Raw genomic sequence first — 14,981 nt, 5'->3', positions numbered from 1 at the left:
GGCCCGGCGATCCGCCTCCGGCCTCGGCGTCCCGCCGGCAGCGTCACGCCCCGGGCGTCGCGAGCTCCCCGGTCGTGTACTGGGCGCGGCCGAAGCCGAACGACCAGTCGGCGGGCGTGTTCTCGACGAACCCGATCACGAGGTCCTCGCCCGCGACTCCCACCCCGGCCAGGGCCTCGGCCAGCGCGCGGAAGAACTCCTGTTTCTCGTCGGTGCTGCGCCCGGCCTGCGTGAAGATCTGGATGACGACGACCTGCTCTGAGCGCTCGATGCCGAGCCCGACGTCGAGGGCGGTCAGGCGGCCGGGTGCGTGTTCCGTGACGATCTGGAAGCGGTCGCGCTCCGGCAGCCCGTAGACGTCGACGAGGGTCTGCATGAGGGCGTCGCCGATCGCGGCGATCTGGTCGTCAGAGCGACCCTCGACGAGGTCGATCCTGATGAGGGGCATGTGTTCTCCTGTCGTGGGGCGGGAGCGGGCGCTCCTGGTCGAGCTGTACTCGGGGGCCTGGGTCACCCCTCGCTCGAGTCCGACCACACGGCCTCCGCGCCCGAGTGGCCGATCCGGACCGTCGTGACGATCCCGCCGATGCTCGTGCCGACGGCCAGCACCATCAGCACGACGCCGACGACCAGTCGTGCGCCGCCGCGGACGGCCGGGCGGGGTCGCTGGGCCTCGGGGGTCAGCACCCAGCGCTGCCAGATCCACTGCGCCACGGCGACGACGAACACCGCGATCGCCCAGGGCAGCAGGGTGTCGCCCAGCTGCGTGTGGGCCTCGAGCAGGGCGCTGCCGCCGACCCGCTCCTCCAGCGCCTCACCGGACGAGGTCGCGAGGGGAACTGCGATCAGCGAGACCAGGGCGATGAGCGGGGTGATGACGCCGAGTCGTCGACGGAGCGCGGGCCAGAACGCCCCGACCAGGACGAGCAGCGACGCCGTCGGGAACGCGACGGTGACGAGGTGGACGATGAGCGGGTGCAGGGGGAGGCCGTCGAACTGCCAGTCCATGGACGTGCTTCTCTCTCGAGGGGGTGGAGGAACGGGGGTCAGACACGGAGGGCGGGCTGAGCCGGTCGCCGTACCGTGAGGACGACGACCAGGGCTGCGATGGCCAGGAGGAACACGACGCTCGTGACCGTCGAGCCGAGGCCGAGCCCGCCGTCGCCCACCGGCTGCGACAGGAAGTCCCCGACGGAGGCGCCGAGCGGGCGGGTGAGGACGTACGCGGCCCAGAAGGCGAGCACCGACCCGACGCCGGCGAACCGGTGCGCCAGGGCGACGACGGCGATGGCCGCGGCGAACAGCAGCGCCGAGGGCAGGTAGCCGAGGGCCAGCTGTTCGCCGAGGAGGTCGCCGACCGCGGTGCCGAGCGCGAACGTCATCAGCACGGCTGCCCAGTAGAACGACTCGCGACGGGGCGTCGTCACCTCGTGGATCGACAGGGTGCCCTCGGCGCGGTGCCAGACGGCGAACACGGCGGCCAGCGCCACCGCGAAGACGGCCGTCGAGACCCAGAGGTCGACGCCGAGCGAGTCGGTCAGCGTGTCGGTGAGGAGGGTGCCGACGACGCTGATCAGCACGACCGCGAGCCAGTAGACGACCGGGACGTAGGCCCGCGCCCGGAACTGCACCACGAGCGCCACGACGAGCAGGGCCGCCATCACGACGCTCGTCACGGTGAGCCCGAGCCCGAGGCCGTCGGCGAGGAAGTCGGCGAACGTCTCGCCGACGGTGGTGCAGAGCACCTTGATCACCCAGAACGCGAGGGTGATCTCGGGGACCTTGTTCAGCAGGGCCCGGCGGTCGGGGGCCGTGGCCCCGGTCCGAACAGCGCGTGTCGTCATGCGATGACGGTCGCGGGTCGCCTCCCAGAAACCGCCCAGAGCGCGAGACGAGGAGGCGCGGGTCGGCCCGCCAGGGCATCTGGGCGGTTTCTGGGACGGCCGGGCGGACGCTCGGCGCATGACCGTCCTGCACCGCCCGCTCTCGTCGGCGTTCCCTCGAGGGCGCACCGCGCCTCCCTTGTTCCCCGCTGTCCGTGCCGCCGTCCGCGACCGGGCGTGGGCGGCGTGGGGCGCGACCGGCGTCGTCGGCGTCGTCGTCGCCGGGCTGCTGATCACGTCCGGAGCCGGCGGTGTGAGCGAGGTCGACCTCGACCTCGTCCAGCACGTGAGCCGCGCGCACCTTCCCGTGCTCGACGAGGCCGCGCTGCTCGTCGACCGGCTGTTCGGGCCCCAGCTCGGGGCCGCCCTCGTGCTGCTGCTGACCGTCGCGGTGTGGGTCGTGAGCCGTCGAGCGGCCGCGGCCCTGACGGTCCTGGGCGTCGCCGTCGGTCCGTGGGCCGCGGCCGAGCTGGTCAAGCTCGTCGTGCAGCGCGATCGGCCCGACCCGGGGCTCCTCGCCGACCCGTTGATCGTCGAGCCGCACTCCTTCTCGTTCCCCAGCGGGCACACGGCTCTCGCGACCGGGCTCGCGCTGGCGATCGTGCTGCTCGCAGCGGGGCAGCGCCGCGCTCTGGTCGTCATCGTGACCGGCGCGGCATCGGCTGCGGTGGCGGTCGTCGGGCTGTCGCGCGTCTGGGTGGGCGTGCACTACCCGAGCGACACCGTCGCGTCGGTCGCGCTCGGCTGCTCGGTCGTCGCGCTGGCCCTCCCGTCGTGGCTGCGCCTCCTCGACCACCTCGACGACCACCGCGGCGCCGCCCCGCCCGTCGGGCCGTCGGCACCGAACTCCCCCACGACCACCGACCCAGGACGGACCCGCGCGTGAGCATCCTCGACCCCCAGAACCTCCTCGCCGGCATGGGCCCCTGGGCCCTCGGCGGCCTGTCGCTGATGATCTTCGTCGAGTCCGGCCTGCTCTTCCCCTTCCTGCCCGGCGACTCCCTGCTGGTCACGGCGGGCCTGCTGCACCAGAGCCTCGGCCTCAGCGTCGCCCTGATCGCGCTCTGCGCGTTCCTCGCCGCGGCGGCCGGCGACCAGGTCGGGTTCTTCCTCGGCCACCGGTTCGGGCGCCGCTGGTTCCGCCCCGACGCCCGCGTGCTGAAGACGGCGCACCTCGAGCAGGCCGAGGCGTTCTTCGAGCGCCACGGCGGCAAGGCGCTCGTCCTCGGCCGGTTCGTGCCCGTCGTCCGCACCTTCGTGCCCCTCGCCGCCGGCACCAGCGGGTACCCCTACAAGAAGTTCGTCGTCTGGAACCTCACCGGGGCGTTCCTGTGGGCCGTCGGCATGACGGTGCTCGGATCGCTGCTCGGTGGCCTACCGTTCGTGGCGGACCACATCGACCTGCTCGCCGTCGGGCTCGTCGTCGTGTCGGTGCTGCCGATCGTGGTCACGGCCCTGCGGCGTCAGCACGCAGTCCGGGCCGACGAACGATCCACGGCGAGGACGAGAGGTGAGGAGGCGGCGGGTGACCGGTCCTGACACGCGCCCGCGCCTCCTGCTGGTCGAGGACGACCCGCAGCTCGGCCCCATCGTGGCCGAGGTGCTCGGCGAGGCCTGGCAGGTCGACCTCGTCGCCGACGGCCGGCGGGGCCTCGACGCCGCCCGCGCCGGCGGGCACGCCGTGCTGGTCGTCGACCGCCGCCTCCCGGGGCTCGACGGCACCGAGCTGGTCGCGGCCCTCCGTCGTGAGCACGTGACGACGCCGGTGCTGATGCTGACGGCCCTCGGCACCACGGCCGACCGCGTGGCCGGGCTCGACGGCGGTGCCGACGACTACCTCGTCAAGCCCTTCGAGTTCGACGAGCTCCTCGCCCGGCTGCGCGCCCTCACCCGCTCCTTCGCCGTCGAGGAGCGCTGGCTCGACATCGGCGAGGCGCGGCTCTGGCCCGAGAGCCGCATCGTCGTCACGCCCTGGGCGAGCCGGGTCGTGCTGAGCGAGCGCGAGTGCGCCCTGCTCGCCGAGCTGGCCCGTCGGCCCGACCACACCTTCGACCGGGCGGACCTGCTCGCCCGGGTGTTCCCGCACGGGGAGCAGCTCGGCACCGTCGACACGTACGTCAGCTACCTGCGGCGCAAGATCGACCGCGACGTCGTGCTCACCGTGCGGGGGAGCGGCTACCGGGTGGGGGCGCTGTGAGCGCGCGACGCCGTGCGGGCGGCACCGCCACCGACCCCGAGTCCGAGGCCCTGCAGGCCGCCGCCCGGTCGATCGGGCGGCAGATCGTGCTCGTCTCCGCGCTCGTCGTCGTGGGGGCCCTCGCGCTCACGATCGCGTGGGTGCTGCACCAGACCGTGCCCCGGGAGCGGCTCGAGCAGGCCGTGGCCGCGGGCCGGGGCGAGATCTTCGTCTCCGCCACCGACGTCGTGGCGGGCCTGGTGGTGCTCGGCCTCGGCGGAGTGGTCTTCGCGGGCCTGGTGACGGTGGTGATCGCCAGGCGTGCCGTCCGGCCGCTCGGCGAGGCGCTCCGCCTCCAGCGGCAGTTCGTCGCCGACGCGAGCCACGAGCTGCGAACGCCCCTCGCGGTGCTCGACGCCCGGCTGCAGGCGCTCCAGCGGGCGATCGCCGGAGGCGCGGCGACGGCCGACGAGCGGGTCACGACCGACCTCGCGAGGCTGCGCGACGACTCCCGGGCCCTCGTCGACATCGTCGGCGACCTGCTCGAGGCGGCGGGGCGCGACCCGTCCGAGGCGGCGCCCGCCGAGCCCGTGGTCGTCGACGACGTCGTCGAGGACGTGCTCCGGTCGATGTCCGTGCTGGCCGAGGAGCGCGGCGTCGCCCTGCAGTACGACGGGGCGGCCGCCGCCCGCGTCCGCGTGCCGCCCGCGAGCCTGCGGCGGGCCGTGCTGGCCCTGGTCGACAACGCGCTGAGCCACGCCCCGACCGGGTCGACGGTCACCGTGGCCACGCGTCTCGACGGCGGCGCGGCGGTGCTGTCGGTCACGGACGGCGGCAGGGGCATCACGGGCATCGACCCGGCGCGGGTCTTCGACCGGTTCGCGAGGGCGGAACCGCCGGCGACGGCCGCACCGGCCGCCCCGGCCGCCCCGGCCACAGCTGCCGGAGGCCGGGGCCCCCGCCCGAGCTTCGGCATCGGCCTCGCGCTCGTCCGCGAGATCGCCCTCCGCCACGGCGGCAGCGTCCGGGTGGCCGCGACGGGCGCGACCGGGACGACGCTCGAGCTGGCCCTGCCCGTCGCGGCGACCTCCGACTAGGCGAGGCACAGACCTCGCGGCCCGGCCCGGGAGGGCGCCGCCTAGAACGGCGCGACGCCCGAGCGGTCGATGAACGTGCCGGTCGGCCCCTGACCGCCGCGGGTCGCGAGCTCGACCACGGCGTCGGTGCCCTCGGTCACCGTCTGGTGGCCGCTGTTGCCGTTGAGGTCGGTGGCCGTGTAGCCGGGGTCGGCGGCGTTGACGCGGATCTCGGGCAGGGCCTTGGCGTACTGCACCGTCAGCATCGTGACGGCCGCCTTCGACGCCGTGTAGAGCGGCGCGACGACGGTCGACTCGATGCGGTCGGCGTCGTGCACCGCCGTGAACGACCCGAGGCCGCTCGTCACGTTGACGATGGTCGGGGCCGACGAGCGGCGGAGCAGCGGCAGGAAGGCCGTCGTCGTGCGCACGATGCTCGCGACGTTGGTGTCGAGCACCTCGAGGGCGTCGGACCCGGTGAGCTGGTCGGGCGAGGAGTGCGACCCGGTGATGCCCGCGTTGTTCACCAGGACGTCGAGGCCGCCGGCCGCGGCGATCGTCTCGGCGGCGGCGGCGACCGAGGCGTCGTCGGTCACGTCGAGCTGCACGAAGCGGGCGCCGAGCTCGTCGGCGGTGGCGCGGCCCCTGGCCTCGTCGCGGGCGCCGATCCAGACCGTGTGGCCGGCCTCGAGGAGGCGGCGGGCGGTCTCGCGCCCCAGCCCCTTGTTGCCCCCGGTGACGAGGGTGGTCGTGGTCGCGGCGGTGTCGGCGGAGGTGGTGTCGGGGGAGGGAGCGGTGCCCGTGGCGGGCGTGTCGTTCGTCATGACCCGAGTCTCCGCCCTGCCCCCGACGCTCTGCCAGGCCCGCCGCGTCGGGAGGACTCGCAGTACCACCCCGTCGGCCCTCGGCGCTGCGAGACTGACGAGGTGGACACCCCTGCCGGCGACCTCGGCGCGCTGCTGCGCGCGTGGCGCGACCGCCTCTCGCCCGTCGACGTCGGCCTGCCCGCCGGCGACCAGCGCCGGGCCGCGGGCCTGCGGCGGGAGGAGCTCGCCGCGCTCGCGGGCCTCAGCGTCGACTACGTCGTGCGGCTCGAGCAGGGCCGGGCGCAGCACCCGTCGGCACAGGTCGCCGCGGCGCTGGCGCGGGCCCTCCAGCTGAGCGACGCCGAGCGCGACCACCTGTTCGTGCTCGCGGGCCTCCTGCCGCCCTCGCCCGCCACCGTGCCCGAGCACGTGCCGCCGGGGGTGCAGCGGCTGATCGTGCGGCTCGGCGAGACGCCGCTCGCGGTCTTCACCGCCTCCTGGGACCTGCTCAGCTACAGCCCTCTCTGGGGCCGCCTCTTCGGCGAGCCCGCGGGGGAGGGGGGCGAGCGGCCGAACCTGCTGCGGTCGTGGTTCGGCGGAACGGGAGCGATCACGCCGGGCGAGCGCGTCGAGCACGGGCGCGACGGCGGCCTCCGGGCGTTCGAGGCCTCGCTCGTCGCCGACCTGCGGCGGGTGCACGGCCGCTACCCGGGCGACCCGCGCGTGCGATGCCTGATCGACGACATGACCGCCGTGAGCGACACCTTCCACGAGCTCTGGCGCACCGGGGCCGTCGGTGAGCACGTCTCCGAGCGCAAAGTTATCCGCCACCCGGTCGTGGGCGACGTCGAGCTCGACTGCGACGTGCTCACCGTGGCGGGCACCGACCTGCGCCTCGTCGCCTACACGGCCGCGACCGGCTCGCCCGCAGCCGCCGCCCTCGACTTCCTCCGCGTCTCCGCCGTCACGGCCGACGCCCGCTGAGGCGCCCCCGGCCGCGTCCCGCGCTCCGTGCTGCTGTACCCCGGCGCGCACGGCTCGTCGCCGCCCCGCAGCCGACCGGTCGACGACCGCCCGTGGCCCTGTCCCCCGAACGGGAAACGCGGGCGACTGTCCGATTCACGCAACTAGCTAGACCGTCTAGCTGTTGGGTGTCATGATCGTCCCGTACCGGTTCACGGCGGTACGCGGCCCTGGCGACAGGGCCGACCACCCGGTCACCACGGTCACCGACGGCAGCGCAGGGCTGCCAGAGACGAGCAGCACCATGAGCCTCATCCACGGCAGCAGGAGCCCCTTGTCCGAGATCCGCGACGCGGATCGTCAGATCACGCTCCTCGTCATCGCCACGTCGGCGCTGGCGACCTGCGGCACCGCGATCGCCGGCATGCTCGTCGTCCTCGGCGCCGGCGCGTGACCGCCTCCGTCGCGATGGTCGACCACCTCGACCTCCCGATGACCGAGCCCCTCGACCTGGCGGAGCTCGTCACGAGCGACGCCGCCTGACGCACCCGCGTCGCCCCGGCCCGTACCAGCCGCCCACGTCGTGGGGGGCCGACGAGGGCCACGTGCAGAGCCTCCCCCGGGAGGCTCTCCGCACGTCCGGGGGCGGCCGGGTCAGGCCGCGCCGACCAGCGCCAGGTCCTCGAGGTCCCAGGTGGGCGCTGCATAGGGGCGGCCCCACCCGTCCCGGAGCCGCGTGACGGCACGGTCGTAGGCGTCGAGGAGGTCCATGCGCGGCCGCACCATCGACTGCAGCTGCAGCCCCTCGTAGAGGGCGAGCAGCTGCTCCGCGCCGCGGGCCGGCGCCATGGTCGCGGGCTCGCGCCCGAGCTCGACGTCTCGGCGCAGGCCCTCGGCGACCATCCGGTGGAACCGGCTCCAGTCGCCCTGCAGCAGCTCGGAGAGCGGGTGCCCGGGAGTCGCGGCCACGTTGACGAGGGAGCTCAGCAACCGCATCAGCGACGGGTCCTCGATGTTCGACTGCACGATCCGGCGCAGGAAGAGCACGGTGCCGTGCGACGCCATGACCGGCACGAGGGGAGAGGTGCGCTCGGCCGTCCAGCGGTCGACGGCCGCGAGCAGCAGGCCGTTCCAGTCGGGGAAGTGCGCGGTCACCGCCTCCAGGGGCAGTCCCGCGGTCTCGGCCACCGCCTCCAGCGTGGTCTCGTGGAAGGCCCGGTGCCGGAAGGTCTCGATGGCGGCGGCCACGACGCTGCGGCGCAGCTCGACGTGGGCCGACTCGGCGTAGAAGTCGTCGGGGGAGGCGTTCTGGTCGTTCACGACAGCAATGTCACCAGAGCTGCGCGGCCCTCACGAGTCCCCGTTCTGGGGAAGGCCCGGGGAGGCGCGAGGTGCGTCGGTCGGCTGCAGCGCGGGCCGAGGGCGGTCGCCTCAGCCGCGCCGCGCGGTCACCACGAGCAGGTGATCTCCGCGAGGGCGTGGTCGAAGGCCGTCGTCGGCTCGAAGCCGGGGCGCAGCAGCATCTGCAGCTGGAGGCCCTCGAACAGCGCGATGAGGGTCGTCGCGAGCGCCTTGACGTCGACGCCGGCGGGCACGACGCCCTCGGTCACGTCGAAGGCGAGCCCCTGCTGCACCATGGTGTGGAAGTCGCAGTACCGGTCGCGGAGGTAGAGCGACGCGAGGTGTCCGGGGTCGGTGCCCTCGACCGCGAGCGACAGCAGCGTGCGGGAGAGCGCGGGGTGCTGGGCGCTGTAGGCGACCAGCCCGCGCATGAAGCCGAGCGTGGCGCCGCCGGCGGTCTCGCGGGCGACCTGCTCGAAGCGGTCCTGGTTCCAGCGGTCGAGGGCCGCGAGCACGAGGCCGAGCCACGACGGGAAGTGGCGACGGACGGCGGCGACGCTCGTCTGGGCGGTCTGGGCGACGTCCTCGAAGCTCGTCCCGGCGTACCCGAGGCGCTCGAGCGTCTCGACGGTCGCGACGACGACGTCCTTGCGGTCGGCGACGGCGAGGTCGAAGGCGCTCGGATCAGGGGCGGTCGTCTCGATCGTCACGGTTCTCCTCAAGGGGTGGTGGGGTCCTCGGCCTCAGCTTGTCGGGGTCGGCCGCCGCCTGCCACGCCCCCTTCGGGGGCGTCGGGAGCCGCGGCGTCGGGGGCTCCGGCGTGCCCTGTGGAGAGAGCGCGCCCCGCCTCGTGCCCGCTGCTACGGTGAGGGCGCTCGGTTCCGGGGGGATCCACGACCGGACGAGCAGCTGCCCTGCTCCGTTCCATCGACTCCTCAGGAGAGAACCATGACCACCCCCCAGCCCTACGGCGCCCCCGGCGCCCCCGCACAGACCGACAAGACCAACGTCCTCGCCATCGTCGGCATCATCCTCGCCTTCTTCGTGCCCCTCGTCGGCGTGATCCTCGGCTTCGTCGCGCGCTCGCAGATCAAGCGCACCGGCGAGAAGGGCAGCGGCCTCGCGCTGGCCGCCATCATCATCGGCCTCGCGCTGATCGTCATCGGCATCATCACGAGCGTCGTGCTCGGCATCGCCGCGGCGAACTCGGGCGTGTCGACCTACTAGGTCGAGCACACCACCTGGCCACGGGCCGGACGGCAGGAGGCGCGGTGAGCGATCACCGCGCCTCCTCGCGTTCCCGGGGCTCGTCAGCCGCGCCGCGCCGCGCCCGGACGCTCAGGAGGCCGGGACGCTCAGGAGGCCCCGAGGGCGACGAGCATGCCGGCCACGAGCATGCCGCAGGCCGACACCGCCGACGTCGCGACGACCAGGAGCGTCGTGCGACGCTCGGCCTCCCGCACCTCCGAGAAGGGCGAGGCCTCAGCGAACGGAGACTGTCGGAGGATGCTCATGGCGGTTCTCGTTCCTGACGGCCCTGCGCCGTCGTCCGTACCGGGCCCCGCGGGGCCGCATCGCCGTGAATCGATGCGCATGCATACTCACACACGGATAGCTAGATCGCCTAGCTACACCCGCTAGAGGTCGCGTTGAGCGGACAGGGCCCGCGACCAGCGGACCGTGACGGTCAGGAGGCCGGGCCGAGCAGCACCGCGAGCATCGTCGCGGCCGAGCCGACGAGGAAGATCGCGGTGCCGAACTGCATCGTCTTCGTCTTGTTGCGGTCGGAGACCGGGACGCTCACCTCGAGGATGGGGCAGCCCGACCAGCCGATCAGGCCGAGGCTCAGCGCCACGGCGCCGGCGCCGACCCAGAACAGCACCTCGCCGGGCGTCGACAGGAGCTCCGGCCGCCAGCCCGAGAGCAGCACCGCCGCGAACGCCACGGCCACGGCCACCACGCCGCCGACGAACCACAGCGTGCCCGTCCACATGATCCGCTGCAGGTTCTCGACCGGGCCCATCAGGTCGCGCCCGCCGGGCAGCGGGGGCTGGCCGACCGTGGGGGCGGAGTCGGGCGAGGAGGCGGGGGTGCGGGGGGTCGGGTCGGTGTCGTTCACCCCCCTACGCTGCCACTGATCGCGCCGGAACGTGCACACGACGCACGTCTCCGTGCGTCAGCGCTGCAGCGTCGCGCTCGGGTACTCGCCGAAGCGCTCGCGGTACGTGCCCGAGAACCGGCCCAGGTGCCCGAAGCCCCACCGGCGGGCCACGTCGGCCACGGTCGCCCGCCGGGGGTCGAGCTCGGCGAGCTCGGCCCGGGCCCGGTCGAGGCGGACGGTGCGGAGGTAGAGCGTCGGCGTGGTGTCGAGGTGGCGGGCGAACGCCGCCTGCAGCCCCCGGCTGCTGAGGCCGACCGCGGCCGCGGCGTCCGCCACGGCGATCGGCTCGTGCGCGTGGTCGCGGAGGTACTCGACGGCGCGGCGGAGGCGCGAGCCGGAGGCCACCAGCGCGAGGGGCGACGACGCCCCCGCCTCGTGGGGGAAGGTGTCGAGCACGGCCAGGGCGAGGTGCCGGTCGGCCTCCGACCGGGTCAGCAGCGGGGTCGCCGCGTCGAGCAGCAGGGGCGTCGTGGCCGCCAGCACGCGGCGCCACCGGGCGAGGGCGTCCCGGCCCGGCTCGGCGGCGTGGTGGAAGAGCAGGCGCCCGGGCTCGACGCCCTCGTGCTCGGCGGCCAGGCCCTCGAGGTAGCCGCCGTCGAGGTGGACGAGGTTCTGCCGGTAGTCGGCGTAGTCGAACTCGTACGCCCGGGTGGGCGCGACGTGCGGCACGTGCAGCGTCTGGACCGTCTCGTCGCGCCCCACGTCGGTCACGCCGTGGCCCTCGTGCAGCCACGAGACGATGTACTCGCGCGTCTCCTCCGCGACGCCGTGGGCGGTGCCGCGGAACTCCGACGTGCGGAGCGTGACGACCGCGTCGCCCGCCGAGGTGTAGCGGTACGAGAACGGGCCGTCGCCGTGCTCGAGCTGGAAGCCGTCGCCCGGGTAGGCCGTCTCGTAGAGCAGGCGCGCCTCGTCGAGGTCGCGACCGTCCGTGGCCGACCTCGTCATCGAGCCGTCTGCGTCATCCATCCCGACCCCGATCCTGGCACGGCCCGGGCCGTCCTCCCATCCACGTCTGCCACGATCGGTCCGACCGACCCCGACCGGCAGGAGCCGACCCATGGACAACGCCCAGATCGCCACCTTCTTCACCGTGCTCATCAGCGCCGTCACGGTCGCGGGCCTCGGCCTCGTGGTCGCGTCGTTCGTGGCCATGGGCTCCTCGAAGTAGGGCCCCGCGCAGCTGTCGGGCGTCGTGGCTACTCTCGACGCATGAGACCGCTGCAGCAGACCATCATCGCCGAGCTCGCCGTCGCCCCGCAGATCGACCCCGCCACCGAGGTCGAGACGCGCGTGGCCTTCCTCCGTGACTACCTGGAGACCACCGGCGCCGCGGGCTTCGTGCTCGCGGTCAGCGGCGGTCAGGACAGCACGCTCGCCGGTCGTCTCTGCCAGCTCGCCGTGGAGGGCGTGCGCCGCGACGGCGGCGAGGCCGAGCTCGTCACGGTTCGCATGCCCTACAAGGTGCAGGCCGACGAAGACGACGCGCAGCTCGCGCTCGGCTTCATCGACGGCGCCGACGGCCTGGTCGTGAACATCCAGGGCGGTGTCGACGGCACCGCCGGCGACGTCGCCGACGCCCTCGGGGCGCCCGTCAGCGACTTCGCGAAGGGCAACGTCAAGGCCCGCACCCGCATGGTGGCCCAGTACGCGATCGCGGGCGAGCGCGGCCTGCTCGTCGTGGGCACCGACCACGCGGCCGAGGCGCTGACCGGCTTCTTCACGAAGTACGGCGACGGCGGTGTCGACCTCACGCCGCTCACCGGGCTCAGCAAGGGCCAGGGCGCCGCCCTCCTCCGGCACCTCGGCGCGCCGGCCCGCCTCTACGAGAAGGCGCCGACGGCCGACCTGCTCGACGAGACGCCCGGCCAGACCGACGAGGCGAACCTCGGCCTCACCTACGCCGACATCGACGCGTACCTCGAGGGGCGCGACGTCGACGACGCGACGGCCGAGCTGATCGAGCAGCGCTACCTCGCCACCGAGCACAAGCGCCGCGTGCCGGCCACGCCGCACGACACCTGGTGGCGCCGGGCCTGAGCCCGCGTCGGCTCCCCCCACCGGCTCCCCGCCCCGCGGGGCGGTCCGGGGAGCGCGCCGGTCGGTGCGCTCCCCGGACACCCTCCGGTCGCTCCCAGGGTGCGGGGCCAGTGTCGGGATCACATCCGACACGACACGAAGGAAGGCAGCCATGCCCACCATCACCGTCCCCTCCGCCACCGGCCCCGAGGTCGAGCTCCACTACGAAGACGTCGGCAGCGGCGCGCCCGTCGTCCTGATCCACGGCTGGCCCCTCAGCGGCCGTTCGTGGGAGGGCCAGGTGCCCGCGCTCGTCGAGGCCGGCCACCGGGTCATCACGTACGACCGCCGGGGCTTCGGCCAGTCGTCGCAGCCGTGGGACGGCTACGACTACGACACCTTCGCGGCCGACCTCGAGGCCGTGCTCGACGCCCTCGACCTGCACGACGTGACGCTGATCGGCTTCTCGATGGGCGGCGGCGAGCTGGCCCGCTACGTGAGCACCTACGGCCAGGGCCGCATCGCGAAGCTCGTCTTCGCCAGCGCCGTGCCGCCGTACCTGTACAAGAGCGACGACAACCCCGAGGGCGGCGTCGACGACGACCTCGCCGCGTGGTTCCACGACGGCATCGTGGGCGACCGCCCCGCCTTCCTGGAGGAGTTCGTCCGCATGTTCTTCACCGCCGGCAAGCCCTCGCTGCTCAACGGCCCGAAGGTCAGCGACGCCCAGATCGCCTACAACGTGGCCATCGCCGAGATGGCGTCGCCCAAGGGCACGCTCGACTGCACCGTCGCGTTCGCGACCACCGACTTCCGCGACGACCTCACGAAGATCACCGTGCCGACGCTCGTCATCCACGGCGACTCCGACAACACGGTGCCGTTCGAGGTCAGCGGCGCGCGCACCCACGCGGCGATCGCGGGCAGCGAGCTCGTCGTGATCGAGGGCGGCCCGCACGGCGTCACCGTCTCGCACAAGGACGAGTGGAACCGCCACGTGCTGGCGTTCCTCGCCAAGTAGGCCCTCCTGCACGACCCGGCCCGCGCCTCCTCGTCACCGGGGAGTCGCGGGCCGCGTCGTGCGCGCCGGCCCGGTCAGCGGGTCGGCGGCTCCGGATCGGCCGCGAGCTGCGCGCCGCGGACGGCGTCGTGGGCGGACGGGCCCTCGGCGACGGTGTCGCCGCCGCGGCTGCCCCGCTCGCCGCCGAGCAGGAGGTTGAGGGCGATCGCGACGATCGCCCCGGCGCTGATGCCGGAGTCGAAGACCAGCGTGAACCACGACGGGAACCGCTCGTAGATCGTCGGCGACACCGTCGGCAGGAGGCCGACGCCGACGGCGAGGGCGACGACCAGCACGTTCCGGTCGGTGAACCGCACCGTCGAGAGGGTGCGCACGCCGCTCGCCGCGACGATGCCGAAGAGCGCGACGCCGGCCCCGCCGAGCACGGCGAGCGGCACGGCCTCGACGACGGCGCCGAGCTTCGGCACGAGCCCCAACGCGATCAGCATCACGCCGGCGCAGGTGGCGACCCAGCGCGACTTGACGCCCGTGATGCTGACCAGCCCCACGTTCTGCGCGAACGCCGTGTACGGGAAGGTGTTGAACACCCCGCCGAGCACGGTGGTGAGCCCGTCGGCGCGGAGCCCGTCGGCCAGGCGGCGGGGCGTCAGCGGCCGGTCGACGATCTCGCTGACGGCGACGATGTCGCCGGTGGTCTCGGTCATGATCACGAGGCCGACGATGAGCATCGAGATGACCGCCGCGGCCGGGAAGGTGGGCAGCCCGAACTGGAACGGCGTCGAGAAGCCGACCCACGGCTGCTCGCCGACGCCGCTGACGTCGACGAGGCCGAGCGGCACGGCGGCGAGCGTGCCCACGACGAGCCCGAGCAGGATCGACAGGCGCCCGAGGGCCGGCGGGGCGAAGCGCTCGATCAGCACGATGACCGCGAGGGTGCCGGCGGCGAGGGCGACGTTGACCGGCGGTGCCCCGTCGGTGGCGCCGTCGATCACCCAGCCGCCGGCCACGCTCATCAGCGAGAGGCCGATGACGAGGATGACCGTGCCGGTCACGAGCGGCGGGAAGAACCGCACGAGCTGCGAGAAGACGGGGGCGATGGCGAACATCATCAGCCCGCACATGATGACCGAGCCGTAGATGGCGCCGACGCCGTGCTCGGTGCCGATGGTGATCATCGGTCCGACCGAGGCGAAGGTGCAGCCCTGCATCAGCGGCAGGCGGGCGCCGACCCGCCAGACCCCCACCGACTGGAGCACCGCGCCGATCCCGGCGACGAAGAGGTCGGCGGTGATCAGGTGCGGCAGGGCGCCGGGGTCGAGCCGCCCGGCCTCGATCAGGGCGGTGCCGATCACGAGCGGCACCGCGACGGCGCCCGCGTACATCGCCAGCACGTGCTGCAGGCCGAGCGGCAGCAGGCGGCGGAGCGGCGGCACCTCGTCGACGGGGTGCCGCGGCCCCTTCGGGCTCGTCGTCGTCGCGCCCACGACGGTGGCGGGGGCGGTCGGGGGGTGGTCGCTCATGCTGCTCCTCGCTGG

The 14,981-nt window shown here is 74.0% G+C and carries 19 protein-coding genes; 9 read left to right on the top strand and 10 right to left on the bottom strand.

The features are described 5' to 3' along the window. Nucleotides 1-43: 43 nt before the first annotated feature. The 3 genes from IFT45_RS11180 to IFT45_RS11170 all read right to left on the bottom strand — a co-directional run bounded on the left by IFT45_RS11180 (nucleotide 44) and on the right by IFT45_RS11170 (nucleotide 1,844). Nucleotides 44-448, bottom strand: coding sequence for a tautomerase family protein (locus IFT45_RS11180; protein ID WP_056052505.1), 405 nt, complete (start codon nucleotides 446-448; stop codon nucleotides 44-46). Nucleotides 449-510: 62 nt separating this feature from the next. After that, nucleotides 511-1,008 (bottom strand): DUF2231 domain-containing protein, encoded by a 498-nt coding sequence (locus tag IFT45_RS11175; RefSeq protein WP_192128187.1) that lies wholly within the window; start codon nucleotides 1,006-1,008, stop codon nucleotides 511-513. Between the two features lie 38 nt (nucleotides 1,009-1,046). After that, nucleotides 1,047-1,844: a hypothetical protein gene (locus tag IFT45_RS11170; RefSeq protein ID WP_192128185.1), complete on the bottom strand. Its 798-nt coding sequence runs from the start codon at nucleotides 1,842-1,844 to the stop codon at nucleotides 1,047-1,049. Between the two features lie 118 nt (nucleotides 1,845-1,962). Between IFT45_RS11170 and IFT45_RS11165 the strand changes: the two genes are divergently transcribed. From IFT45_RS11165 to IFT45_RS11150, 4 genes are read left to right on the top strand one after another with little or no spacing between them, the layout of a single operon-like run. Next, nucleotides 1,963-2,769 carry a phosphatase PAP2 family protein gene (locus tag IFT45_RS11165; protein ID WP_192128183.1) on the top strand — a complete coding sequence of 269 codons (807 nt, stop codon included), beginning with the start codon at nucleotides 1,963-1,965 and terminating at the stop codon, nucleotides 2,767-2,769. Beyond that, the gene (locus tag IFT45_RS11160) at nucleotides 2,766-3,422 is read left to right on the top strand and encodes a DedA family protein (RefSeq protein ID WP_371810976.1); all 657 of its coding nucleotides are present in this window, start codon (nucleotides 2,766-2,768) and stop codon (nucleotides 3,420-3,422) included. Before IFT45_RS11165 ends, IFT45_RS11160 begins: the two co-directional genes overlap by 4 nt. Continuing rightward, the gene (locus tag IFT45_RS11155; RefSeq protein WP_185231520.1) at nucleotides 3,409-4,080 is read left to right on the top strand and encodes a response regulator transcription factor; all 672 of its coding nucleotides are present in this window, start codon (nucleotides 3,409-3,411) and stop codon (nucleotides 4,078-4,080) included. Before IFT45_RS11160 ends, IFT45_RS11155 begins: the two co-directional genes overlap by 14 nt. Then, nucleotides 4,077-5,156 carry a HAMP domain-containing sensor histidine kinase gene (locus IFT45_RS11150; RefSeq protein WP_192128181.1) on the top strand — a complete coding sequence of 360 codons (1,080 nt, stop codon included), beginning with the start codon at nucleotides 4,077-4,079 and terminating at the stop codon, nucleotides 5,154-5,156. Before IFT45_RS11155 ends, IFT45_RS11150 begins: the two co-directional genes overlap by 4 nt. Before the next feature lie 41 nt (nucleotides 5,157-5,197). Here IFT45_RS11150 and IFT45_RS11145 read toward each other — a convergent pair whose 3' ends face one another. Continuing rightward, complete coding sequence (locus IFT45_RS11145; RefSeq protein ID WP_192128179.1) at nucleotides 5,198-5,959, bottom strand: SDR family NAD(P)-dependent oxidoreductase; 762 nt, start codon at nucleotides 5,957-5,959, stop codon at nucleotides 5,198-5,200. Nucleotides 5,960-6,061: 102 nt separating this feature from the next. Here IFT45_RS11145 and IFT45_RS11140 point away from each other — a divergent pair, with 102 nt between their 5' ends. Both IFT45_RS11140 and IFT45_RS11135 read left to right on the top strand, forming a co-directional pair. After that, nucleotides 6,062-6,925 carry a helix-turn-helix domain-containing protein gene (locus tag IFT45_RS11140; protein ID WP_192128177.1) on the top strand — a complete coding sequence of 288 codons (864 nt, stop codon included), beginning with the start codon at nucleotides 6,062-6,064 and terminating at the stop codon, nucleotides 6,923-6,925. 283 nt (nucleotides 6,926-7,208) lie between these two features. Beyond that, nucleotides 7,209-7,358, top strand: coding sequence for a hypothetical protein (locus tag IFT45_RS11135; RefSeq protein ID WP_192128175.1), 150 nt, complete (start codon nucleotides 7,209-7,211; stop codon nucleotides 7,356-7,358). Nucleotides 7,359-7,558: 200 nt separating this feature from the next. Here the strand turns inward: IFT45_RS11135 and IFT45_RS11130 are convergent, their stop codons facing one another. Next, the gene (locus IFT45_RS11130) at nucleotides 7,559-8,224 is read right to left on the bottom strand and encodes a TetR/AcrR family transcriptional regulator (RefSeq protein ID WP_192128173.1); all 666 of its coding nucleotides are present in this window, start codon (nucleotides 8,222-8,224) and stop codon (nucleotides 7,559-7,561) included. Between the two features lie 128 nt (nucleotides 8,225-8,352). Next, complete coding sequence (locus tag IFT45_RS11125) at nucleotides 8,353-8,955, bottom strand: TetR/AcrR family transcriptional regulator (protein ID WP_056052533.1); 603 nt, start codon at nucleotides 8,953-8,955, stop codon at nucleotides 8,353-8,355. A gap of 238 nt (nucleotides 8,956-9,193) precedes the next feature. Between IFT45_RS11125 and IFT45_RS11120 the strand changes: the two genes are divergently transcribed. Then, the gene (locus IFT45_RS11120) at nucleotides 9,194-9,472 is read left to right on the top strand and encodes a DUF4190 domain-containing protein (RefSeq protein ID WP_192128171.1); all 279 of its coding nucleotides are present in this window, start codon (nucleotides 9,194-9,196) and stop codon (nucleotides 9,470-9,472) included. Between the two features lie 128 nt (nucleotides 9,473-9,600). Here the strand turns inward: IFT45_RS11120 and IFT45_RS11115 are convergent, their stop codons facing one another. From IFT45_RS11115 to IFT45_RS11105, 3 genes are all read right to left on the bottom strand, one after another. Beyond that, complete coding sequence (locus IFT45_RS11115) at nucleotides 9,601-9,759, bottom strand: hypothetical protein (protein WP_156369884.1); 159 nt, start codon at nucleotides 9,757-9,759, stop codon at nucleotides 9,601-9,603. A 173-nt stretch (nucleotides 9,760-9,932) separates the two neighbouring features. Next, entirely contained in the window at nucleotides 9,933-10,364 is a 432-nt protein-coding gene (locus tag IFT45_RS11110; RefSeq protein WP_056052539.1) for a hypothetical protein, read from the bottom strand. Nucleotides 10,365-10,421: 57 nt separating this feature from the next. Next, entirely contained in the window at nucleotides 10,422-11,375 is a 954-nt protein-coding gene (locus IFT45_RS11105; RefSeq protein WP_185231532.1) for a helix-turn-helix domain-containing protein, read from the bottom strand. A gap of 243 nt (nucleotides 11,376-11,618) precedes the next feature. Between IFT45_RS11105 and nadE the strand changes: the two genes are divergently transcribed. Both nadE and IFT45_RS11095 read left to right on the top strand, forming a co-directional pair. Next, the gene (nadE, locus tag IFT45_RS11100) at nucleotides 11,619-12,446 is read left to right on the top strand and encodes an ammonia-dependent NAD(+) synthetase (protein ID WP_185231539.1); all 828 of its coding nucleotides are present in this window, start codon (nucleotides 11,619-11,621) and stop codon (nucleotides 12,444-12,446) included. Nucleotides 12,447-12,597: 151 nt separating this feature from the next. After that, a complete protein-coding gene (locus IFT45_RS11095) occupies nucleotides 12,598-13,446 on the top strand; it encodes an alpha/beta fold hydrolase (protein WP_192128169.1) in 849 nt (282 codons plus the stop codon). A gap of 74 nt (nucleotides 13,447-13,520) precedes the next feature. Here the strand turns inward: IFT45_RS11095 and IFT45_RS11090 are convergent, their stop codons facing one another. Continuing rightward, nucleotides 13,521-14,966 carry a nucleobase:cation symporter-2 family protein gene (locus tag IFT45_RS11090; protein ID WP_192045277.1) on the bottom strand — a complete coding sequence of 482 codons (1,446 nt, stop codon included), beginning with the start codon at nucleotides 14,964-14,966 and terminating at the stop codon, nucleotides 13,521-13,523. Between the last annotated feature and the right edge of the window lie 15 nt (nucleotides 14,967-14,981).

This window comes from Frigoribacterium sp. CFBP 13707 (genome assembly GCF_014842245.1).
Lineage (GTDB): Bacteria > Actinomycetota > Actinomycetes > Actinomycetales > Microbacteriaceae > Frigoribacterium > Frigoribacterium endophyticum.
This window is presented reverse-complemented; position numbering and strand designations above follow the sequence as displayed.